Annotated in this window: 20 protein-coding genes; 16 read left to right on the plus strand and 4 right to left on the minus strand. The window is 71.5% G+C overall.

All coding sequences use genetic code 11. The features are described 5' to 3' along the window. The first annotated feature begins 128 nt into the window (after positions 1-128). Positions 129-830, plus strand: a complete 702-nt coding sequence (locus H504_RS0108525; RefSeq protein WP_035303707.1) for an HAD family hydrolase — start codon at positions 129-131, stop codon at positions 828-830. Between the two features lie 849 nt (positions 831-1,679). On the opposite strand, the gene H504_RS0108530 is transcribed toward H504_RS0108525, so the two are convergent. Continuing rightward, entirely contained in the window at positions 1,680-3,092 is a 1,413-nt protein-coding gene (locus H504_RS0108530) for an acyl-CoA synthetase (RefSeq protein ID WP_035303709.1), read from the minus strand. A 35-nt stretch (positions 3,093-3,127) separates the two neighbouring features. On the opposite strand from H504_RS0108530, the gene H504_RS0108535 reads away from it, so the two are divergent. From H504_RS0108535 to H504_RS0108555, 5 genes are read left to right on the plus strand one after another with little or no spacing between them, the layout of a single operon-like run. After that, complete coding sequence (locus H504_RS0108535) at positions 3,128-3,841, plus strand: hypothetical protein (protein ID WP_026422443.1); 714 nt, start codon at positions 3,128-3,130, stop codon at positions 3,839-3,841. 35 nt (positions 3,842-3,876) lie between these two features. Continuing rightward, positions 3,877-4,515, plus strand: a complete 639-nt coding sequence (tsaB, locus tag H504_RS0108540; protein WP_026422444.1) for a tRNA (adenosine(37)-N6)-threonylcarbamoyltransferase complex dimerization subunit type 1 TsaB — start codon at positions 3,877-3,879, stop codon at positions 4,513-4,515. Then, positions 4,512-4,988 carry a ribosomal protein S18-alanine N-acetyltransferase gene (gene rimI / locus H504_RS0108545; protein ID WP_026422445.1) on the plus strand — a complete coding sequence of 159 codons (477 nt, stop codon included), beginning with the start codon at positions 4,512-4,514 and terminating at the stop codon, positions 4,986-4,988. Before tsaB ends, rimI begins: the two co-directional genes overlap by 4 nt. Then, entirely contained in the window at positions 4,985-6,028 is a 1,044-nt protein-coding gene (gene tsaD, locus H504_RS0108550; RefSeq protein ID WP_026422446.1) for a tRNA (adenosine(37)-N6)-threonylcarbamoyltransferase complex transferase subunit TsaD, read from the plus strand. Before rimI ends, tsaD begins: the two co-directional genes overlap by 4 nt. A 31-nt stretch (positions 6,029-6,059) precedes the next feature. Next, positions 6,060-6,947: a patatin-like phospholipase family protein gene (locus H504_RS0108555; RefSeq protein ID WP_026422447.1), complete on the plus strand. Its 888-nt coding sequence runs from the start codon at positions 6,060-6,062 to the stop codon at positions 6,945-6,947. On the opposite strand, the gene H504_RS0108560 is transcribed toward H504_RS0108555, so the two are convergent. After that, the gene (locus H504_RS0108560) at positions 6,944-7,543 is read right to left on the minus strand and encodes a GNAT family N-acetyltransferase (protein WP_483756964.1); all 600 of its coding nucleotides are present in this window, start codon (positions 7,541-7,543) and stop codon (positions 6,944-6,946) included. The two genes, H504_RS0108555 and H504_RS0108560, sit on opposite strands and share 4 nt — an antisense overlap. A 143-nt stretch (positions 7,544-7,686) precedes the next feature. On the opposite strand from H504_RS0108560, the gene groES reads away from it, so the two are divergent. Together groES and groL are read left to right on the plus strand one after the other, a co-directional pair. Beyond that, positions 7,687-7,980, plus strand: a complete 294-nt coding sequence (gene groES / locus H504_RS0108565) for a co-chaperone GroES (RefSeq protein WP_026316263.1) — start codon at positions 7,687-7,689, stop codon at positions 7,978-7,980. 77 nt (positions 7,981-8,057) lie between these two features. Continuing rightward, the gene (gene groL, locus H504_RS0108570) at positions 8,058-9,677 is read left to right on the plus strand and encodes a chaperonin GroEL (protein ID WP_026422449.1); all 1,620 of its coding nucleotides are present in this window, start codon (positions 8,058-8,060) and stop codon (positions 9,675-9,677) included. A gap of 674 nt (positions 9,678-10,351) precedes the next feature. Here the strand turns inward: groL and H504_RS0108575 are convergent. Then, positions 10,352-10,651, minus strand: a complete 300-nt coding sequence (locus tag H504_RS0108575) for a WhiB family transcriptional regulator (protein ID WP_026422450.1) — start codon at positions 10,649-10,651, stop codon at positions 10,352-10,354. Positions 10,652-11,139: 488 nt separating this feature from the next. On the opposite strand from H504_RS0108575, the gene H504_RS33960 reads away from it, so the two are divergent. The 4 genes from H504_RS33960 (at position 11,140) to H504_RS42330 (ending at position 14,611) form a co-directional block, all read left to right on the plus strand. Continuing rightward, positions 11,140-11,946, plus strand: coding sequence for a hypothetical protein (locus H504_RS33960; RefSeq protein WP_051385628.1), 807 nt, complete (start codon positions 11,140-11,142; stop codon positions 11,944-11,946). 122 nt (positions 11,947-12,068) lie between these two features. Beyond that, a complete protein-coding gene (locus H504_RS0108585; RefSeq protein WP_018682728.1) occupies positions 12,069-12,665 on the plus strand; it encodes a response regulator transcription factor in 597 nt (198 codons plus the stop codon). Positions 12,666-12,969: 304 nt separating this feature from the next. After that, positions 12,970-13,542, plus strand: a complete 573-nt coding sequence (locus tag H504_RS0108590) for a sigma-70 family RNA polymerase sigma factor (protein ID WP_026422451.1) — start codon at positions 12,970-12,972, stop codon at positions 13,540-13,542. A 1-nt stretch (position 13,543) separates the two neighbouring features. Beyond that, the gene (locus H504_RS42330) at positions 13,544-14,611 is read left to right on the plus strand and encodes an anti-sigma-D factor RsdA (RefSeq protein WP_084467482.1); all 1,068 of its coding nucleotides are present in this window, start codon (positions 13,544-13,546) and stop codon (positions 14,609-14,611) included. Positions 14,612-14,695: 84 nt separating this feature from the next. Here H504_RS42330 and H504_RS0108600 read toward each other — a convergent pair whose 3' ends face one another. Next, on the minus strand, positions 14,696-15,070 hold the full coding sequence (locus tag H504_RS0108600; RefSeq protein WP_026422453.1) for a DUF5319 domain-containing protein: 375 nt from the start codon (positions 15,068-15,070) through the stop codon (positions 14,696-14,698). A gap of 265 nt (positions 15,071-15,335) precedes the next feature. Between H504_RS0108600 and guaB the strand changes: the two genes are divergently transcribed. The 4 genes from guaB (at position 15,336) to H504_RS0108620 (ending at position 20,292) form a co-directional block, all read left to right on the plus strand. Beyond that, on the plus strand, positions 15,336-16,847 hold the full coding sequence (gene guaB, locus H504_RS0108605; protein ID WP_026422454.1) for an IMP dehydrogenase: 1,512 nt from the start codon (positions 15,336-15,338) through the stop codon (positions 16,845-16,847). A gap of 31 nt (positions 16,848-16,878) precedes the next feature. Further along, the gene (locus tag H504_RS0108610) at positions 16,879-18,024 is read left to right on the plus strand and encodes a GuaB3 family IMP dehydrogenase-related protein (protein ID WP_026422455.1); all 1,146 of its coding nucleotides are present in this window, start codon (positions 16,879-16,881) and stop codon (positions 18,022-18,024) included. Then, positions 18,021-18,518: a GNAT family N-acetyltransferase gene (locus H504_RS33965; RefSeq protein ID WP_051385629.1), complete on the plus strand. Its 498-nt coding sequence runs from the start codon at positions 18,021-18,023 to the stop codon at positions 18,516-18,518. Before H504_RS0108610 ends, H504_RS33965 begins: the two co-directional genes overlap by 4 nt. Positions 18,519-18,594: 76 nt before the next feature. Next, the gene (locus H504_RS0108620; RefSeq protein ID WP_026422456.1) at positions 18,595-20,292 is read left to right on the plus strand and encodes a GMC family oxidoreductase; all 1,698 of its coding nucleotides are present in this window, start codon (positions 18,595-18,597) and stop codon (positions 20,290-20,292) included. Positions 20,293-20,320: the final 28 nt, after the last annotated feature.

Here is a 20,320-nt window from a genome sequence, read left to right on the forward strand (position 1 = left end):
CTGGTCGGGTGTCGATCGGCCTGCGATGTCCTTGGCCGCGTTGCCGCCCAGTACGGGGCCGTTCCAGCGCCCTGCCAGAACGCCGTTGGCAGGCCAACTCCCTGGACCGCGCCACTAGGGTGACCGGCATGCGCGCGGTGATCTTCGACTGGGGCGGCACGCTGACCCCGTGGGTGACCATGGACCACCTGGCCGCATGGCGGGCGTACGCCGACGTCATCCACCCCGAGGACGTCACCGCCGCCGTCGCCCTGGCCGCCGCTGTCCACGCCGCAGAACAAGCCGCCTGGCTGCGCGTTCGCGACCACCACACCGCGTTCACCCTCGCCCAGGTGCTCGACACGGCCCACGCCCCCGTCACCGAAGCGGCCCTGCTCGCGTTCCGCGCCTACTGGGACCGGGCCACCCACACCGACCCCGAGGTCGCCCCGCTGCTGACCGCCCTCCGCGAACGCGGCCTCCGCACCGGCATCCTCTCCTCCACCGCCTGGCCCGCCACCTGGCACGACGAGGTCCTGGCCCGCGACGGCGTCCTCCACCTCTTCGACGCCCGGATCTGGAGCAGCGACCTCCCCCACACCAAACCCCACCCCGCCGCCTTCAAAGCCGCGATGGCCGCCCTCGACATCACCACCCCCACCGACTGCGTCTACATCGGCGACCGCCCCTACGACGACATCACCGGCGCGAAAGCGGTCGGCATGCGCGCCATCCTCATCCCACACAGCGACATCCCGCCGTCCCAACAGGTCCCCACCACCGCCACCCCCGACGCCACCCTCCACCGCCTCTCCGACCTCCCCACCATCCTCGACCGCTGGCTCCCCTGACCCGGCTGTCCACAACCGACACAGCCATCCACAGCCCGGCCGCTGGGCTCTTGACAGGTCGTGTTTCGCGTTATTGTCAGGAATGGGCCCCGGTGCCCCGGGTGGGCGGGCTCCTGTCTGGACCACGGCGGCGTTTCAGTCAAGCGTGTGGTGGGTCCCGATCGGTTGAGGTTGAGCGGGTTGGTTGTGCACAGGTTGTCGAGCTGTCCACAGCTCCAGGCCATCCCCTCTTGACAACCCGCGACCCGCGCTATGTTCAGGAATGGGCCCCCGGCCCCCGGGTGGGCGGGCTCCTGTCTGGGCTCCGGTGGCTGGAATCGTCAAGCCGCACAATCGGATGAACGTTGGGCTTGCTGTCGCCTACCACGCGGTCGTCCGCCATTGCTTCGCGTGCTGGCCGCTGCCTCGCGTGTCCGCCGCTCCTAGGCGCCGGCTGCCGCCGCGTCGTGCTGGTCTCCGCTCCGCGCTTCCGTGCTGGCCGCCGCATGGTGTCCGGCGCTGGTGCACGTGCTCGGCGATGGTTCGCGTGGCCGTTTTGTCTGTTGTTTCGTGTACCCGCTCTTGGCTCGTGCGTGCGCTGTTCGCACGTGCGTTTCGTGTTGCCTCGAAGCCGCTGTTGGCGCGTGTGACCACAGCTTGCCGTGTTGTCCACAACCGACACAGCCATCCACAGCCCGGCCGCTGGGCTCTTGACAGGTCGTGTTTCGCGTTATTGTCAGGAATGGGCCCCGGCGCCCCGGGTGGGCGGGCTCCCGTCTGGACCACGGCGGCTGGAGCTGTCAAGTGTGCGAACGGGTGAGGGCGGTGAAAGTCGGTGCTCGGGCTGGGGCGGTTCGCGGGAGGGGTGTGTCAGGGGCGGGTGAGGGCGCGTTTGGTGACTTTGCCGAGTTCGTTGCGGGGCAACGCGTCCAGGTAGTGGACAACTCGGGGGCGTTTGTGGGGGGCCAGTAGTCGTGCTACGTGGTTGGAGAGGTCTTCGGGTGGGGGGTGGGGCGTTGTGGTGACCACCCAGGCCACGATCCGTTCGCCGAGGTCGTCGTCGGGTTCGGCGGTGACGGCGGCTTCGAGGACGGCTGGGTGTTCCAGGAGGGCGTTTTCGATTTCGCCCGCGCCGATTTTGTAGCCGCCGCTTTTGATGAGGTCGGTGGCGCGGCGGCCGACGATGCGGAGGTAGCCGTCGGGGTCGCGGGTGGCCATGTCGCCGGTGCGGAACCAGGTGGCGCGGAAGGCGGCTGCGGTGGCGTCGGGGCGGTTGAGGTAGCCGAGGAACAGGTTGGGGCCGCGGACCTCGATCTCACCGATCTCCTCGCCGGTCACGGGGGTGCCGGTGTCGTCGACCAGGCGGACGTCCACGCCGTCGACCGGGGGGCCGACGGTGCCGGGGCGGCGGTCGCCGCTGGCGCGGATCGCGCAGTTCATCAGGGTCTCGGTCATGCCGTAGCGCTCGACGACGTGTTGGCCGGTGGTTTCGGCTAGGCGGGCGTGGTCGGCGGCGGGGAGGGCGGCGGAGCCCGAGACCAGCAGGCGGGCCCGGCCGACGGCGGCCGCCAGGGTCGGGTCGGCCGCGCAGTCCGCGGCGAGCCGGTGGTACATGGTCGGCACACCGAACATCACCGTGGCGTCGCCCGCCAGGGCCGCGCCGATGGCGGCGGAGTCGAACCGGCCCAGGTGCCAGACGGTGCCGCCGCGGCGCAGGGGGCCGAGCACGCCGAGGATCAAACCGTGCACGTGGAACAGCGGCAGCGCGTGCACGACCGTGTCCGACGACGTCCACTCCCACGCGTCCGCCACCGCGTCGAGGTTCGACGCGATCGCTCGGCGCGGGAGGAGGACGCCCTTGGGTGGGCCGGTCGTGCCGGACGTGTAGATGATGAACGCGGGCTCCTCGGCGTCCGGCTCCGGCGGCAGCGGGCCTGCACCGGGGCCGACCGGGGGGCGCGGCAACGACGCCAGCGCGGGCGGGAGGTCGACGTCCGGTGCCGCCAACACCAGGTCGGGCGCGCTGTCGGCGACGATGTGCGCCAGCTCGCGTTCCCCGGTCTTCGGGTTGACCGGCACCACGGCCACCCCCGCCGCCAACGCCCCCACGACGGCCAGGCACGTGTCGACGGTCGGGGTCGCCCACACCGCGACCCGGCGGGCGCCCGCGAGCGCGGCCGACGTGGCCCGCGCGGACCTGGCAAGCTCGTCGTAGGTCACCGCCGTCGTCCTGAAGCGCAGCGCGACGCGGGCGGGCGGATCGGCCAGAGCAGGCAGCAGCACGGGCCAACCCTAGTGGCGGCCCGGTCACCGTGGCGGTGAACTTCGTCGCACGCGGTGAGCTGCTGTTACGCACAGGTCCGGCCGAGCGATACCGACTCGGGTGGGTTGATGTCATCGGGAGCGCCGGGGTGTACTTCACGAAGTTCTACGCGTTGCTGCGGCGGCGCTGGCTGCTGGTGGTCCCCATGCTGCTGGTCACCGTCGTCGGTGCGGGCTACATGTACATCTCGACGCCGCTGGCCTACCAGTGGACCGGCACCGTCGTCATGCTCGCCCCCAAGGACGGCCGCATCGTCCGGCCGCCCAGCCAGTTGGAGCAGACCAACTCGCTGTTGGCGTTCGCGCCGACGCTGTCCACCATCACGATCATGCTGATCGAGCAGACCGCGGTGTCCGCGGGCAAGCTGGTCACCCAGCCCAAGGACGCGGTGGCGATCAGCCGCGAGGGGCCGTTCATGACCGTCAAGGTCGAGGGTGCCACCACCACCCGGGCCAAGGAGTTGGGCAAGCAGGCGTTCGACCTGATCGAGAAGTCGCTCAACGACGAGCAGGGCGCCCTCGGCGCCCCGCCGAGCACCTGGGTCACCGTCGGCGTGGTCGCCGCGCCGCAGGACCCGGAGAAGCTGCCCAAGGGCAAGGTCTCCAAGGGCGGCGGCGTGTTCGGCGCCGGGCTCATGCTGACCCTGATCACCACCTGCGCGGTGGAGAGCGTCGCGGAGAACCGGCGCAAGAAGAAGGCGGTCACCTGACGGGCGCCCCGGCCGCCCTCGTACCCTTGTCGACCGTGCTGGTCCTCGCGGTCGACACCGCCACCCCCGCGGTCACCGCCGGAGTCGTCGAACTCAGCGGCGGGACGCCAACGCTGCTCGCCGTGCGGGTCACCGTCGACGCCCGCGCGCACGGCGAACTGCTCACCCCGCACGTGCGCGACGCGCTCGCCGCGGCCGGTCGCGCCCTCTCGGACGTCGACGCCGTGGTCTGCGGGGTCGGTCCGGGCCCGTTCACCGGGCTGCGCGCTGGCATGGTCACCGCCGCCGCCCTCGGGCACGCCCTGGACCGGCCGGTGTTCCCGGTGTGCTCGCTGGACGCGATCGCCGCCGCCGTCCCCGGCGAGCCGTTGCTGGTCGTCACCGACGCGCGCCGCAAGGAGCTCTACTGGGCGACCTACGACGCCGACGGCCGGCGGACCTCCGAACCGAGCGTGAGCGTCCCCACCGCCATCCCCCTTGATCGCGTGAACCGGGTCGCCGGTGCCCGGATTGTCGACCTCGGGCTGCCGTTCACCGGACCCGAGCACCCCGGCCCGGTCGGCCTGGTCGCCGCCGCCGACCTCACCGCCGAACCCGGTCCGCTCACCCCGCTGTACCTGCGCAGGCCCGACGCGGTCGAACCGGGCGCGCGCAAGCGGGTGAGCCCGGGATGACCCTCGACTTCCGGGTCGAGCCGCTGCGCCGCACCGACCTGCGCCGCTGCGCCGAACTGGAACGCGTCCTGTTCGCGGGCGACGACCCGTGGAGCGAGTCCGCCTTCGCGGGCGAGCTGGACTGGGGTCACTATTACCTGGGTGCCCACACCGGCGAGCTGCTGATCGGCTACGCGGGCCTGTCCATGGCGGGCGCCCCCGGTGACATGGAGGCCAGCGTGCACACCCTCGGCGTCGACCCGGTCTGGCAGGGCCGCGGCGTCGGCCGGGCGCTGCTGCGGGCCCTGCTCGACCGCGCCGACCAGGCCCGCGCGCAGGTGTTCCTGGAGGTGCGCACCGACAACGCGGCCGCCATCGGGCTCTACGCGGCGCACGGCTTCGCCACCATCGGCCTGCGCCGCCGCTACTACCAGCCCTCCGGAGCCGACGCGTACACCATGTCCCGGCCCGCGCGGGTGGAGGAGACCACGTGACGATCATCCTGGGCATCGAGAGCTCGTGCGACGAGACCGGTGTCGGCCTGACCCGGCTCAACGCGGACGGGAGCATCGAGCTGCTGGCCGACGAGGTCGCCTCCAGCGTCGAGCTGCACGCCCGCTTCGGCGGTGTCGTCCCCGAGGTCGCCAGCCGTGCCCACCTGGAGGCCATGGTCCCCACCATGCGCCGCGCCTTCGAGGTGTCCGGCCTGTCGCTGTCCGATGTGGACGCCGTCGCGGTCACCTGCGGCCCCGGTCTCGCGGGCGCCCTGCTGGTCGGTGTCTCCGCCGCGAAGGCGTACGCGCTGACGCTGGACGTGCCGCTCTACGGGGTCAACCACCTCGCCGGCCACGTCGCCGCCGACACCCTCGACCACGGCGGGCTGCCCGCTCCCACGCTGGCCCTGCTGGTCTCCGGTGGCCACAGCCAGCTCCTGCGGGTGGACAACCTCGCCGACGGCATCACCGAGATCGGCTCCACCATCGACGACGCCGCGGGCGAGGCGTACGACAAGGTCGCCCGCGTCATCGGTCTCCCGTACCCCGGTGGCCCGCCGATCGACAAGGCCGCCCAACGCGGGAACCCCTGCGCCATCGCCTTCCCCCGCGGTCTCACCGGCCCCCGCGACGCCAAGTACGACTTCTCCTTCTCCGGGTTGAAGACGGCCGTCGCCCGCTGGGTCGAGACCCGCGAACGCGACGGCGCCGACGTCCCGGTGGACGACGTGGCCGCCTCCTTCCAGGAAGCCGTCGCCGACGTGCTGACCGCCAAGGCCGTCCGCGCCGCCGTCGACCTGGGCATCGGCACCATGGTCATCTCGGGTGGGGTGGCCGCCAACTCCCGGCTCAAGGCGCTCGCCGCCGAGCGGTGCGCCGCGGCGGGCATCGCGCTGCGGGTCCCCCGGCCCCGGCTGTGCACCGACAACGGCGCCATGATCTCCGCCCTCGGCGCCCACCTGGTCGCCGCCGGGGTCAAACCGTCCTCTTTGGACCTATCGGCCAACCCGGCGCTGCCCGTCGCCACCATCTCCGTCTGACCGCGCCGCGCCCTCCGCTACCGTCGTCGTCGTGCATCCCGTGATCGAGTTGTTGCGTGCTCGCCTGTCCGCCGGAAGCCGGGCCGACGGTCGCAGGCTGGCGTTGGCCGTGGAGGGCGGCGGCAGCCGGGGCGCCTACTCCAGCGGCATGATCGCCGGGCTGGACGACCTGGGGCTGACCGGGTGTTTCGACGCGGTCTACGGGGCGTCGGCCGGGGCGCTGGCGGGGGCGTGGCTGCTCGGCGGGCAGGCGCAGACCGGCACGTTCGGCTGGTCCGATCCGTCGATCATGCGGCGGGTGACCAACCCGTGGCGGTTGCGCCGGGTCGTCGACACCGAGCACCTGGTGCAGACGGTCTACGAGGCCGTGCCGATGAACTTCGCCGCCATCCTGGCCAACCCCACCACGTTCCACCCGCTCGCGACCGACGCCGCCACCGGTGAGGCCGTCGATCTACACCCGTTCTTAACCGACCAGAAGTCCTTGCAATTGGCGCTAAGAGCGTCGACAGGGCTGCCTGTCCTCTCAGGACGACCGGTTACCTTGGCCGGTAGGCAGTGGATCGACGCGGGCCTGGCGGAGGCGATCCCGTTCCGCACGGCCATTGCCGATGGGGCCACCGACGTTCTCGTTCTGCGCACCCGACCCGCGGGTTGGGCGTCCTCGCCGCCGTCCCGCGTGGAATCGGCTGTCGTCTCCCGTTACCTCCGCCAAGTGGCGCCGGGTGCCATCACACCGTGGTTGAGTCGGCACACCCGGCAACTCGACGATGACGCCGACCTGTCGACGCACCCGTCGATCCTGCAGATCCGGCCGTCGGACAACGCCCCCGAGGTCCCGAGGCTCACCCGCGACACCCTCCTCCTCCGACGTGCCGTCCGCTTCGGCCGCGAGGCGGCGCTATCCGCACTCGGCTAGAGCTCCCGACGCATGCACACCCGACGCTCGGGGCCGAGCCACGCCTCGCGGTCCACCACGACCTGGAGGGCCGGTGTCGGCTCGATCACGCGGAACCCGATCCGCTCGTAGTACGGCGCGTTCCACGGCACGTCCCGGAAGGTGGTCAGCGTCAACGCCGCCAGGTCGTGGTCGCGGGCCCACGCCTCCAGGTGGTCGATCAGCGCCCGGCCGAGGCCACGGCCGCGCACCACCGGGTCCACGCTGACCTGGGCGATGTGCGCGCAGCCGCCGACCACCTCGGCCACCAGGTATCCGACGACCCCGCCGTCGTACTCGCCGACCCAGGCCCGACCGGCAGCCGCGAAACCGGCGAGTTCGGCCGCGGAAGGTGCCGGGTCGTTGGCGATCTCCGGCATGCCCACGTCGCGGAACGCCTCCCCGGAGAGGTCCTCGATCTCCCGCATCCGGTCGAAGTCCGCCGCCACCGCCACCCTGATCACCGGGCGACGGTAGCGCCGGTACCGCGGGGTCCGCACGCCGTTATCACGATCGGTGCTGGTCAGGCCACCCCGGCAGGTCATAGCCGGGGGTCGTTGCGGGCTTAGCAGTCGCATCGGTAGAGTGCTAGTTGCACGGCGCCAGTACCGCCCCGGCACCCGCGACGGCGGGGTGGCAGGAGCCGTAGGCGCGACAACGGAAACCCGGGGTCGCGCTCTGTACCTGCCAACGCTTTCGACGACCCGTGGAGGTCACAGCGGTGAGCGTGAACATCAAGCCGCTCGAGGACAAGATCGTCGTCCAGGCGAGCGAGGCCGAGGCGACGACCGCCTCCGGCCTGGTCATCCCGGACACCGCCAAGGAGAAGCCCCAGGAGGGCAAGGTCCTGGCTGTGGGGCCGGGCCGGATCGACGACAAGGGCAACCGCGTCCCGGTGGACGTCGCGGTCGGCGACGTCGTCATCTACTCCAAGTACGGCGGCACCGAGGTCAAGTACAACGGCGAGGAGTACCTGATCCTCTCCGCCCGCGACGTGCTGGCTGTCATCAACTGACACCCCGGCTGACCAAGCTGAGCGCCCCGGGCCCCGTTCGGGGCACCCGGGGCGTTTTGCGCAACGAGAGGTAGGCAATGCCCAAGCAGATCAGCTTCGACGAGGACGCTCGTCGGGCGCTCGAGCGTGGCGTCAACAAGCTCGCGGACGCGGTCAAGGTCACCCTCGGCCCCCGCGGGCGGCACGTCGTGCTCGCCAAGAAGTTCGGCGGACCGACCGTCACCAACGACGGTGTGACGATCGCCCGCGAGATCGAGCTGGAGGACGCGTTCGAGAACCTCGGCGCCCAGCTCGCCAAGAACGTCGCCACCAAGACCAACGACGTGGCCGGGGACGGCACCACCACCGCGACCGTGCTGGCCCAGGCCCTGGTCCGGGTCGGCCTGCGCAACGTCGCCGCGGGCGCCAACCCGACCGCCATCGGCCGCGGCATCCAGGCCGCGTCCGACGCCGTCGTCGAGTCGCTCAAGGCCAAGGCCACCCCGGTCAAGGGCCGCGACAACATCGCCCAGGTCGGCACCGTCGCCTCCCGGGACGCCTCGATCGGGGCGCTGCTCGGCGAGGCGATCGAGAAGGTCGGCGAGGACGGTGTGATCACCGTCGAGGAGTCCTCCACCCTGGCCACCGAGCTGGTCGTCACCGAGGGCGTCCAGTTCGACAAGGGCTACGTGTCGGCGCACTTCGCGACCGACCTGGAAGCCCAGGAAGCCGTGCTGGAGGACGCCTACGTCCTGCTGCACCGCGAGAAGATTTCCGCGCTGGCCGACCTGCTGCCGGTGCTGGAGAAGGTCGTCCAGGCCGGTCGGCCGCTGCTGATCGTCGCCGAGGACGTCGACGGCGAGGCGCTCTCCACCCTGGTCGTCAACGCCCTGCGCAAGACCATCAAGGCCGTCGCGGTCAAGGCGCCGTACTTCGGCGACCGGCGCAAGGCGTTCCTCGACGACCTCGCGGTCGTCACCGGCGGCCAGGTCGTCTCCGCCGAGATCGGCGTCAAGCTGTCCGAGCTGACCCTGGAAGACCTCGGCACCGCCCGCCGGGTCGTCATCACCAAGGACGACACGACCCTGGTCGACGGCGGCGGCGCCAAGGCCGACATCGCGGGCCGCGCGGAGCAGTTGCGCAAGGAGATCGAGGCCACCGACTCCGACTGGGACCGGGAAAAGCTGCAGGAGCGGCTCGCCAAGCTCTCCGGCGGCATCGCGGTGATCAAGGTCGGCGCCGCGACCGAGACCGAGCTGTCCGAGCGCAAGCACCGCATCGAGGACGCCGTCGCCGCGACCAAGGCCGCGGTCGAAGAAGGCGTCGTCCCCGGCGGCGGCTCCGCCCTGGTGCAGGTCGCCAAGGAGCTCGAAGGCAACCTGGGCCTGACCGGCGACGAGGCGACCGGCGTCGCGATCGTCCGGGAAGCCCTGTCCGCCCCGCTGTTCTGGATCGCCGCGAACGGTGGCCAGGAAGGCGCGGTCGTGGTCAACAAGGTTCGTGAGCTGCCTTGGGGACAGGGGTTCAACGCCGCCAAGCTGGTTTACGGCGATCTGGTCGCCGCGGGGGTTGTCGACCCGGTGAAGGTGACCCGATCAGCGGTGGCGAACGCGGCGTCGATCGCGCGGATGGTGCTGACGACGGAAAGCGCGGTTGTCGAGAAGAAGGAAGATGAGCCTGCTGCAGGCCATGGCCACGGGCATGGTCACGGGCACTGATTCTTGAACGTTGACGAGGACCCGGTCGGTGACCGGGTCCTTTGTCTTTGTGGGGATTCGGGGTAGCTGATCTTGTCGGTGGTGCTGGGTAGGCTGTGTATTTGGGGGCTTTGTTCTCGGTTGATCTTGCTTGTGGACGGCTGGTGGATCTTGTCGGTGGGTCCGTTTAGGCTGTGTATTCGGGGGCTTTTCGGCTGGTTGATCTTGGTGTGAGGGGGCGCTGGGCCTCGGCTTCGCCTCGGGGGTCGGCCTGGTCGCCTTCGGCGACGCCGGCGCTCGGGCGCCAGATAAAGCGGGGGTGCCCGTTGTGGTGAAGTTGTTTTGTTTGGGGCCCCTGTGCGGTGGCCTGGGTAAGGCTAAAAGGCGGGGCCACTGGAAAGCGTGGCCTTACCCGCCTGCCGGCTTAGGCCACCGCCTCCCCCAAACAAAACAACTCCACCACAACGGGCGGTTGGGATCGGCGGGTCCCGAGGCGCGTGGGGTGGGTTGGCGGCCTTCGTCGATGTTGGGCGGCTTTTTTTGAGGCGTGCGGTGTGGGGGTGGTGCTTCGTCGATCTGGGCTGGCTTTCTTGGGGCGCGTGGGGTGGGAGTGGGGATGGCGAAGGGCCCGGTGGGGTGTGGTGACCGGGCCCTTGCGTGTGGGGTGGGTGCGTGTGTGCCGTGCGTGTGGGGGGCTACTTGGCGACGGCGAGGGTGCGTTTTTCGGTTTTGATGATGGCTTCGCGTTCGGATTCGGAGAGGCCGCCCCAGATGCCGTAGGGCTCGTGGACGGCTAGGGCGTGGGTGCGGCACAGGGAGAGCACCGGGCAGGCCTGGCAGATGGCCTTGGCCTTGGCCTCGCGGCGGGCTCGGGCGGGGCCGCGTTCGCCGTCGGGGTGGAAGAAGAACGCGCTGTCCATTCCCCGGCACGAACCGTCGAGCTGCCAGTCCCACACGTCGGCGTTCGGACCGGGAAGCCTGCGGGTGTCCGCCATGGTGGCAGCCCTCCTGACGAGTGAGCGGATGGAGCCATTACTCCATTCGGTGCAGCGGCTTACACGCTAGAAGCGAGCCAACCCTTGTTCAAGGGTGATCGACTCATCGGATACTCGATTCAGCCGATCGGATTCACCCGGTCGACGCAGCGTGGCCGACGGCGCCGGTTGCCCGGGGTTTGTTGTCACCCGAGGATGGGCCGGTGGTGGGCGGATGGTGGGGCGGTCGGCCAGAGGGTCGCACTGAGCGTGGTCGGTGGGCGGGCGGACGCGGCCCAACGGGGGGTGGGGGCGTAACGAAAACTGGCGGGGGCTTCTCGGCCGGCGCGTCGTGCGGGCGAGCGGAGTGGGTGGTGAGGCGGGGAGCGGTGTGCGGGAGGGTCAGGCTGATGGGTGAACCCGATCGAGGGGGGTTGTGGGGGGCGGCGTTTGGCCCGGATGCGGGTGAACGCCCACTGAGAGTGCGTTGTGCTGGGCGGGATCACTGGTTGGCGGCGGTCACGCTCGGTGGTCAGGGGCGGTACGCGGCGGCGGCTGGGTTGCTCGGGCCGGTGATCAACGGGATCGATCCGGTGCTCGCCGCGTTGGGGGCGGCGACGTTGGCGGCGCACCGGCGGCAGCTCGGGGGGCACGCGGCGGCGCGGGTGTTGGACGGGTTCGGGCTTCGTCGGCTCGCGGAGGGTGGGGTGCTGCCGGGGCAGCGGTCTCCGCGAGATCGCGAACCGGGATCGGCGGGTGCTGGGGAGGACGCGGGGGCGGCGCGGTCGGACGTGTTGCTCGGGCTCGCGGCGGACGCGCTCGGGGGCGGGCGGCTCGACGAGGCGCGGCGGCTGATCGGAATCGAGTCCGCCTCGGTGGACGGGGGGTGGCGGGCCGAGGTCAAACGCGGGTGGGTGACGGCGGAGGTGGCGTTGGCCGCGGCCGATCCGGTGGCCGCGGTGCCACCCGCCCGGGTGGCCGAGGCGGCCTCGGTGCGGTCGGGGTCGGTGCGGCTGGTGGCCAAGTCCCGGCTCGTGCTCGGCGTCGCGCTCGCCGCATCGGGGGACCGGGCGGGCGGTCTCGACATGGTCTTGGCGAGCCGGGCCGACGCGGTCACCCACGGGCTGGTCCCGCTGCGCTGGCCGTGCGCGCTCGTGCTGGCCGACCTGGAACCCGAGCGGGCCGACGAGCACCGTCGCGCTGCGGCCGTCGCCCTTGACTGTGTGTTACGACACGCCGATCCGGTGGGCCGGGCGCTGGCCCGCGCCTCGCCATGGGTCCCGACCTCGGCTTTTGGCCTTGGTCCGAACAGGTGACATCGGCAGTCCGGTCATCCGGTGGATTGGTTGACAGATTTACCACCGAATCGTGTCAAGGTTCGGGCCCCGGCGTCCGATAGGGGAAATGGAACGTCACTCGGCTGCAGGAAGGAGTGCCCGTGACGACGGTCTTGATTTGCGACGACCGACGCAGTGTGCGGGAGGGGCTGACCCGTGTCATGTCTGCCGTGCCGGGGGTCAGTCGCATCGACTGCGTAGCGCACGGTGACGAGCTGCTCGCCCGCTTCTCCCGGCAGCCGGTCGATGTCGTGCTCGTCGGTACCCAGCGCGCGGTGCCGACCGGGGTCGAGGCGACCCGGCGGTTGGTCTCGGCCAACCCGCAGGCGAACGTCATCGTGTTCGGCGCCCCGGACGACGCGGGCAGCATCGCCGCCGCCATCGCCGGTGGCGCGCGCGGCTACCTGCGGTGGGACGCCTCGCGCCCGGAACTGGTCGCCGCGCTCGCGCACACGCTGGCCAGCACCTCGGTGCCCGCGCCGCGCCAGCCATCGGACCCCGGGGTCCAGCTCACCGACCGCGAACTCCAGGTGCTGCGCGGGATGAGTCAGGGGAAGAGCAATGGGCAGATCGGCCGTGAGCTGTACCTGTCCGAGGACACCGTCAAGACCCACGCGCGCCGCTTGTTCCGCAAGCTCGGCGTGCGTGACCGGGCGCAGGCGGTCGCCCACGGGTTCCGGCGCGGCCTCGTTTCCTAGTCCATACAGCGTCGGCGACCAGCCGTGCGTGCCCGAGGCGCACCGGGCACGCACGGCTGGTCGTGCTGCGCGCCCGGCTTCGCGGGCCCGGTCGGTGGCCCGTCCCCGGCGGGAGGACCGCTACTGTGTCGCGTACCACTCAACCCCTGGTCGACCCGCCCGAGCCGCCTGCTCGGGATCACGACCGCTCCTACCCGTCGGGACGTGCCGACCAGGGCGGTACGGTGGGCGTCGAGTCGGGGAACGGCCTCGGTTCGGTGTCCTTCAGATGACCGCACTCGTAACACCAGGGCTGCATTCTGCGATGACCACATTGGGGGACGGACTGGACGCGTCGGTGACCGCTGCCGTCGAGGGTGATCCTCGAGCGGTGGAGACGGTCCTGGCCTCGGTCCGACCCCTGGTCGTGCGGTACTGCCGCGCACGTGTCGGCAGGCAGGAACGCTCGTTCGCGTCCGCGGACGACGTGGCCCAGGAGGTGTGTCTCGCGGTGTTGACGGCGTTGCCCGGCTACCGCGACCAAGGCCGCCCGTTCCTGGCCTTCGTCTACGGCATCGCCGCGCACAAGGTCGCCGACGCGCACCGCGCGGCCGCCCGTAACCGTTCCGAGCCGGTGGCCGACGTACCCGACGAACCGGTGACCGAGGCCGGACCGGAGCAGCGCGCCATGCAGGGGGAGCTCTCCCGCCGGATGAGCGAGCTGCTCAGCGTCCTGCCCGACAAGCAGCGGGAGATCGTGGTGCTGCGGGTCGTGGTCGGGTTGTCCGCGGAGGAGACGGCGGAAGCTGTGGGATCCACCCCTGGTGCGGTTCGAGTGGCCCAACACCGGGCACTTGCCCGGTTGCGCAAGACTTTGTCGGCCGAGGAGGTGGCCTGAGGTGCCCGACCAGAGCGATCGCGACGAGCGCGGCGCGGACGACGCGTCGACCGCGCGGCCGGAGCACTCGAACGTGACCCCGGTCTCGTTCGGGTCCGGTCTGCGCCTCGACGGCGCGGTCCCCGCCGACGACCTGGGCTTGGCCGATCTGGCCGACTCCGACGACGCGGTCGACATCTCCCGCGTGCACGCCGACGACGCCTTCCTCGACGCCCTCGGCGCCGCCGTCCGCGGTGGCCTCGACCTCGGCCTCGACGACCACGGCTTCGCCGGTGACCTCGGTGACCTGCCCGACTTCCGCGACGACGAGCTCGCCGCCCTGCTCAGCTCCTGGCGCGACGAGGTCGACTCCACCCCCATCGGCGAACTGGTCGACGGCAAGCTCGCCGTGGCCACGGTGGCGGCCGCGAAGGCCCGCAGACGGCGCAGACCTCGGCTCCTGGTGCCGTTCGCCGCCGCCGCCGCTGTGCTGGCCATCGCCTTCACCGGCGCGGGCCTGGCCGCCCGCGACGCCCAGCCGGGCGACACCCTGTGGAGCCTGACCAAGGTCCTCTACGCCGACCACGCCCGGTCCGTCGAGGCGGCGGCCTCGGTCCGCCAAGACCTCGACATCGCCCAGACCGCGTTGGCCCAGGGCAAACTCGCCGAGGCGAAGTCCAAGCTCGAGGACGCCCAGAAGGGCCTGCCCGCCATCGCCAGCGAAGACGGCCAGGCGGAGTTGGCGGCCACCCACGCCGACCTGCTCTCCCAACTGCTGCCGACCGCTCCGGCCAACGGCGCGCTCCCGCCCCCGTCGGCGACCCCCAGCACCAACCCGCCGGTGGTGACCACCGTGTCGAGCGTCCCCAGCACGTCGGTGAACTCGGTCCCGCCGCAGGTCACCACGCCGCCGAGCACGCCGCCGGTGACGACGACGACGCCACCCCCGCCGCCGAGCACGACGACCCCGCCGCCGCCCACGTCGGACACGACGCAGCCGCAGACTGAGGCGCCCCGGCTGATCCTGCCGACCAACGACGGCTCGACCCAGCCGGACGCGGTCAGCGGCTCGACCAGCCCGAGCCAGTAGCGGGTCAGGCCCAGCAAGCAACAGCCGGAAGGCCCCCGCAGAACATCCCGCGGGGGCCTTCCGGCTGTGTTGGGCTGTCCGCCTTTAGAGGGCGTTCTCGCTGGCGGTGACGCCGTCGGCGTAGCCGCGGCAGTACTCCCAGGTGACGTACGCGGACGGGTCCGGGTCGAAGGCGGGCTCGTGCGGCCGCATGTTGCCGTCCTGCAGCAGTTGCTCCAGGCTCGCCGCCAGCAGCGCCCAGTCGTGGTAGTGCGGCTCCTCGCACTCGCCGCAGTCGACGACGATGCCGCGCACCCCGCGCGGCTCCAGCAGCGCCTGGTAGACCGCCAGGTCGGACAGGTCCGCGACCAGTTCCTCGCGCTCCTGGGCGCTCATCGGCGGCCCGGCCTCGTCCGGCTCGTCGTCGTCGAACGCCAGGGCGGGGTCGTCCGGGTCGTCGGCGAACGGGTCCGGCGGCAGCGCGCCGCGGTGGTCGCGGGCGGGCCGGTCGGCTCCCTCGGGGCCGTCCTGCTCCCACGGTCCACCGGGGAACGGGCTGGGTGGAACTGCGTCATGCGGCACGACCACGCACGGTACCGGGCGGGCGGCCGCTCGCGCCCGGATACCATGGGGGAACGCGCCCACCGCACACCCACGCGGGCCAGGGCACGCCAGCAGGCCACCCCCTCCACCCCCGGTACGGCCACCGGGACCGCCAGCCCTGCAGGAAGGTCCGCCACCCACCATGACCAGCGAGCTGAACGCTGACGGGGTCCCGACCAAGTTCGCCACCCTCGGGCTCACCTTCGACGATGTGTTGCTGCAGCCCGCTCAATCGGATGTGATCCCGAGCACGGTCGACACGTCCACCAGGATCTCGCGCAACGTCACGCTGCGCATCCCGGTCGCCTCGGCGGCGATGGACACCGTGACCGAGGCCAGGATGGCCATCGCGATGGCCCGGCAGGGCGGTATCGGCATCCTGCAGCGCAACCTGTCCATCGAGGAGCAGGCGCGGCAGGCCGAGACGGTGAAGCGGTCCGAGGCGGGCATGGTGACCGACCCGGTCACCTGCTCCCCGGGGGACACGCTCGCCGAGGTCGACGCGATGTGTGCGCGCTACCGGATCTCCGGGCTGCCGGTGACCGACGGCGAGGGCAAGCTGGTGGGGATCATCACCAACCGGGACATGCGGTTCGAGGTGGACCACACGAGGCTGGTCAGCGAGGTCATGACCAAGGGGCCGCTGGTCACCGCCCAGGTCGGGGTGTCCGCCGAGGCCGCGCTGGGGCTGCTGCGCAGGCACAAGGTGGAGAAGCTGCCGATCATCGACGGCGACGGCAAGCTGCGCGGCCTGATCACGGTGAAGGACTTCGTCAAGACCGAGCAGTACCCGAACGCCACCAAGGACCCGGACGGCAGGCTCATCTGCGGTGCCGCGGTCGGCGTCGGCGAGGACGGCTACAAGCGGGGGATGACCCTGTTCGACGCCGGGGTCGACGTGATCATGGTGGACACGGCGCACGGCCACTCGCGGGCCGTGCTCGACATCGTCACCCGGCTGAAGAAGGAACTCGGCGACGCGGTCGACGTGGTCGGCGGCAACGTGGCCACCCGCGCGGGCGCGCAGGCCATGGTGGACGCGGGCGCGGACGGTGTGAAGGTCGGTGTCGGCCCCGGCTCGATCTGCACCACCCGGGTGGTGGCCGGGGTGGGCGTGCCGCAGATCACCGCGGTCTACGAGGCGTCGCTGGCGGCGGGCCCGGCGGGCATCCCGGTCATCGGCGACGGCGGCATCCAGTACTCCGGCGACATCGCCAAGGCCATCGCGGCGGGCGCGGACGCGGTCATGCTGGGCAGCCTGCTGGCGGGCACCGCGGAGGCGCCGGGCGAGCTGATCCTGGTCAACGGCAAGCAGTTCAAGAGCTACCGGGGCATGGGGTCGCTGGGCGCGATGCGCTCGCGCGGCGAGGCGAAGTCCTACTCCAAGGACCGCTACGCCCAGGACGACGTGCTCTCCGACGACAAGTTGGTGCCCGAGGGCATCGAGGGCCGGGTGCCGTTCCGCGGCCCGCTGTCCCAGGTCGTGTACCAGTTGGTCGGCGGTCTGCGCGCGGGCATGGGCTTCACCGGCGCGCGGACCATCCCCGAGTTGAAGCAGGCGCAACTGATCCGCATCACCGCGGCAGGCCTCAAGGAAAGCCACCCGCACGACATCACCATGACGGTAGAAGCCCCCAACTACACGACGCGTTGACGTTCGTCGGCGTTCGGAAAGGACAGCACCCGTGCGGGATCTTGTCGACATCGGCATGGGCCGGACCGCCCGGCGCGCCTTCGGGCTCGACGAGGTGGAGATCGTGCCGTCGCGGCGCACGCGTTCGTCCAAGGACGTGGCCACCACCTGGCAGATCGACGCCTACCGGTTCGACATCCCGCTGATCACGCACCCGACGGACGCGATCGTCTCGCCGGGCACCGCGGTGGCCGTGGGTGAGCTCGGCGGGCTCGGGGTGCTCAACGCCGAGGGCCTGTGGGCACGGCACGCCAACGTCGACGAGGTGCTGGCCCGCCTGGTCACCGCGGCCGAGAAGGGCGACGACCCGGCGCTGCTGGTCGCCGAGTTGCAGCGGCTGCACGCGGCGCCGATCCAGGTGGAGCTGGTGTCCGAGGCGATCCGCGCGGTCCGCGAGTCGGGGGTGACGGTCGCGGCGCGGGTCAGCCCGCAGCGGGCGGCCGAGCTGACCCCGCACCTGCTGGCTGCCGGGGTGGAGATCCTGGTGGTGCAGGGCACGATCGTGTCCGCCGAGCACGTGGCTCGCGACTCCGGCGGTGACGAGCCGCTGAACCTGAAGCGGTTCATCGCCGACCTGGACGTCCCGGTCATCGCGGGTGGCGTGCACGACTACCGCACCGCGATGCACCTGATGCGTACTGGCGCGGCGGGCGTCCTCGTCGGCTACGGGCACTGCGAGGGCATCACCACCACCGACGCCGCGCTGGGCATCGGGACCCCGATGGCCACCGCGATCGTCGACGCGGCCGCCGCCCGGCGGGACTACCTCGACGAGACCGGCGGCCGGTATGTGCACGTCATCGCCGACGGCGACGTGCACGCCAGCGGCGACATCGCCAAGTCCATCGCCTGCGGCGCAGACGCGGTCATGCTGGGCGCGCCGCTCGCGCTGGCCGCGGAGGCACCGGGGCAGGGGCTGTACTGGACGTCCGCCGCCGCGCACCCGTCGCTGCCGCGCAGCCGGGTGTTGCCGGTCGCCGAGGACATCGAGGTCGACCTGAAGACGCTGCTGTTCGGCCCGTCCACCGACGCCGACGGCCTGGTGAACCTGTTCGGCGCGCTGCGCCGGGCGATGGCCAAGACCGGGTACTCCGACCTCAAGGAGTTCCAGAAGGTCGGCCTGACGGTCCGCGGATGAGGCGCGTCCTGGTCTCGGCGGGCGGGTTCGCGCTGGTCGAACCCGCCGACGGCGACGTCGAGGCGGTGCGGTCCGGCTCGGACGGCGCGTTCGACGTCGACCGGGACGACCGCCCGATCAGCCTGCCGGTCAACCTCGGCCGGGCGGTGGTGGTCGACTCGGCGGGCGAGTTGCTCGGCGACGTCAGTTGGCACCAGGTCCAGTACGGTCCGAGCCTGGGCTGCGCGGCGTGGAACATGGGTATCGGCCTGCTGCCGTCCGCGCGCGGTCGGGGCGCCGGGTCGGCCGCGATCCGGCTGCTGGTCGAGTACCTGTTCGCCAGTACCGACCTTGATCGGGTCGAGGCGTCGACCGATGTCGAGAACCTCCCCGCCCGCCGGGCGCTCGCGGCGGCGGGGCTGCTGGAGGAGGGCGTGCTCCGGGGCGCCCAACTGCGCGGCGGCACCCGGCACGACATGGTCCAGTTCGGCCTGCTCCGGACCGACCCGCGCTGACCGGTGTTACCGCCGGTCACAGAAAAACCCGCTCGCCCCCTAGCCCGGCCCGGCGGGGTGCGCCTAGCCTGCCTGCATGGGTGCGCAACTCGCCGGTAACAAGCCGGACTACGACGTCGTGGTGGTGGGTTCCGGGTTCGGCGGCAGCGTCGCGGCGCTCCGGCTCACCGAGAAGGGCTACCGGGTCGCCGTCGTCGAGGCGGGCCGCCGGTTCGCCGACGACGAGTTCGCCAAGACCTCGTGGGACGTGCGCAACTACCTGTGGGCCCCGCGACTGGGCTGTTACGGCATCCAACGCATCCACCTGCTCAAGGACGTCCTGGTCCTCGCGGGCGCGGGTGTCGGCGGCGGTTCCCTGGTGTACGCGAACACCCTGTACCGGCCGCTCAAGCCGTTCTACCAAGACCGCCAGTGGGCCCACATCACCGACTGGGAAACGGAACTGGCGCCGCACTACGACCAGGCCGCCCGCATGCTCGGCGTCGTCACCAACCCCACGGTGACCCCCTCCGACGAGATCATGCAGAAGGTCGCCACCGACATGGGTGTCGCGCACACCTACCGGCCCACGCCCGTGGGTGTCTACTTCGGACAGCCAGGGAAGCCGGTGGGCGACCCGTTTTTCGGCGGTGCGGGTCCTTCCCGCGTCGGCTGCACCGAATGCGGTTCGTGCATGACCGGCTGCCGCGTCGGCGCCAAGAACACCCTGGTGAAGAATTACCTGTACCTGGCGGAGAAAAACGGCGCCCAGGTCATCCCCTTGACCACGGTCACCGCCGTCCGACCCCGGGGCGACGGGTACGAAGTCGACCTCCGCAAGACCGGGACCAGCTCAAAATCCTTCCGCACCACCATAACGGCTCGAAACGTCGTGCTGGCCGCGGGAACCTGGGGGACGCAAAACCTGCTCCACGCCATGCGGGACAACGGAACCCTGCCCAACCTGTCCGAACGCCTCGGTGAGCTCACCCGCACCAACTCCGAGTCCATCATCGGCGCGGGTCGCACCACAGTGGACCCAGACCGCGACTTCAGCCGGGGCGTCGCCATCACCTCGTCGTTCCACCCCGACGACAACACCCACATCGAACCGGTCCGCTACGGCAAGGGCAGCAACGCGATGAGCCTGCTGCAGACCCTCGCCACCGACGGGTCGCTGCCCACCCCGAGGTACCGCCAAGCCCTGCGGTTCGCCCTCCGCCACCCCATCCAGACCGCCCGACTCCTCCAGGGTTACCGCTGGAGTGAGCGCACCGTGATCCTCCTGGTGATGCAGAGCCTCGACAACTCCATCACCACCTACACCCGCCGGGGCCGCTTCGGCCGCCGCAAGTACACCTCCCGTCAAGGCCACGGCACGCCCAACCCCACCTTCATCCCCGCGGGCTACGCGGCGAACCAGCTCACCGCCAAACACATCGACGGCATGCCCGGCGGCACCTGGGGCGAACTCTTCGACATCCCGCTCACCGCCCACTTCATCGGCGGTTGCCCGATCGGCGAGACCCCCGCGGACGGCGTGATCGACCCGTACCACCGGCTGCACAACTACCCTGGTGTCTCCGTGGTCGACGGGTCCGCGATCACCGCCAACCTCGGCGTCAACCCGTCGCTCACCATCACCGCCCAGGCCGAGCGCGCGTTCTCGTTGTGGCCCAACAAGGGTGAGGCGGACCAGCGGCCCGCCCAGGGGGACGGGTACCGGCCGGTGCCGCCGGTCGCCCCGGTAAACCCCGCTGTCCCGGCCACAGCCCCGGCGGCGCTGCGCCGGTAGCTCACCCCTGGACGCGACGAAGGCCCGG

Origin of the sequence: Actinokineospora inagensis DSM 44258 (assembly GCF_000482865.1) — a bacterium.
Lineage (GTDB): Bacteria > Actinomycetota > Actinomycetes > Mycobacteriales > Pseudonocardiaceae > Actinokineospora > Actinokineospora inagensis.

Coding starts and splice junctions, on each gene's coding strand:
- H504_RS0108525 (WP_035303707.1), top strand. CDS start 129: ATGCGCGCGGTGATCTTCGACTGGGGCGGCACGCTGACCCCGTGGGTG.
- rimI (WP_026422445.1), top strand. CDS start 4,512: ATGACCCTCGACTTCCGGGTCGAGCCGCTGCGCCGCACCGACCTGCGC.
- H504_RS0108560 (WP_483756964.1), bottom strand. CDS start 7,543: ATGCGACTGCTAAGCCCGCAACGACCCCCGGCTATGACCTGCCGGGGT.
- groL (WP_026422449.1), top strand. CDS start 8,058: ATGCCCAAGCAGATCAGCTTCGACGAGGACGCTCGTCGGGCGCTCGAG.
- H504_RS0108575 (WP_026422450.1), bottom strand. CDS start 10,651: ATGGCGGACACCCGCAGGCTTCCCGGTCCGAACGCCGACGTGTGGGAC.
- H504_RS0108590 (WP_026422451.1), top strand. CDS start 12,970: ATGACCACATTGGGGGACGGACTGGACGCGTCGGTGACCGCTGCCGTC.
- guaB (WP_026422454.1), top strand. CDS start 15,336: ATGACCAGCGAGCTGAACGCTGACGGGGTCCCGACCAAGTTCGCCACC.
- H504_RS33965 (WP_051385629.1), top strand. CDS start 18,021: ATGAGGCGCGTCCTGGTCTCGGCGGGCGGGTTCGCGCTGGTCGAACCC.
- H504_RS0108620 (WP_026422456.1), top strand. CDS start 18,595: ATGGGTGCGCAACTCGCCGGTAACAAGCCGGACTACGACGTCGTGGTG.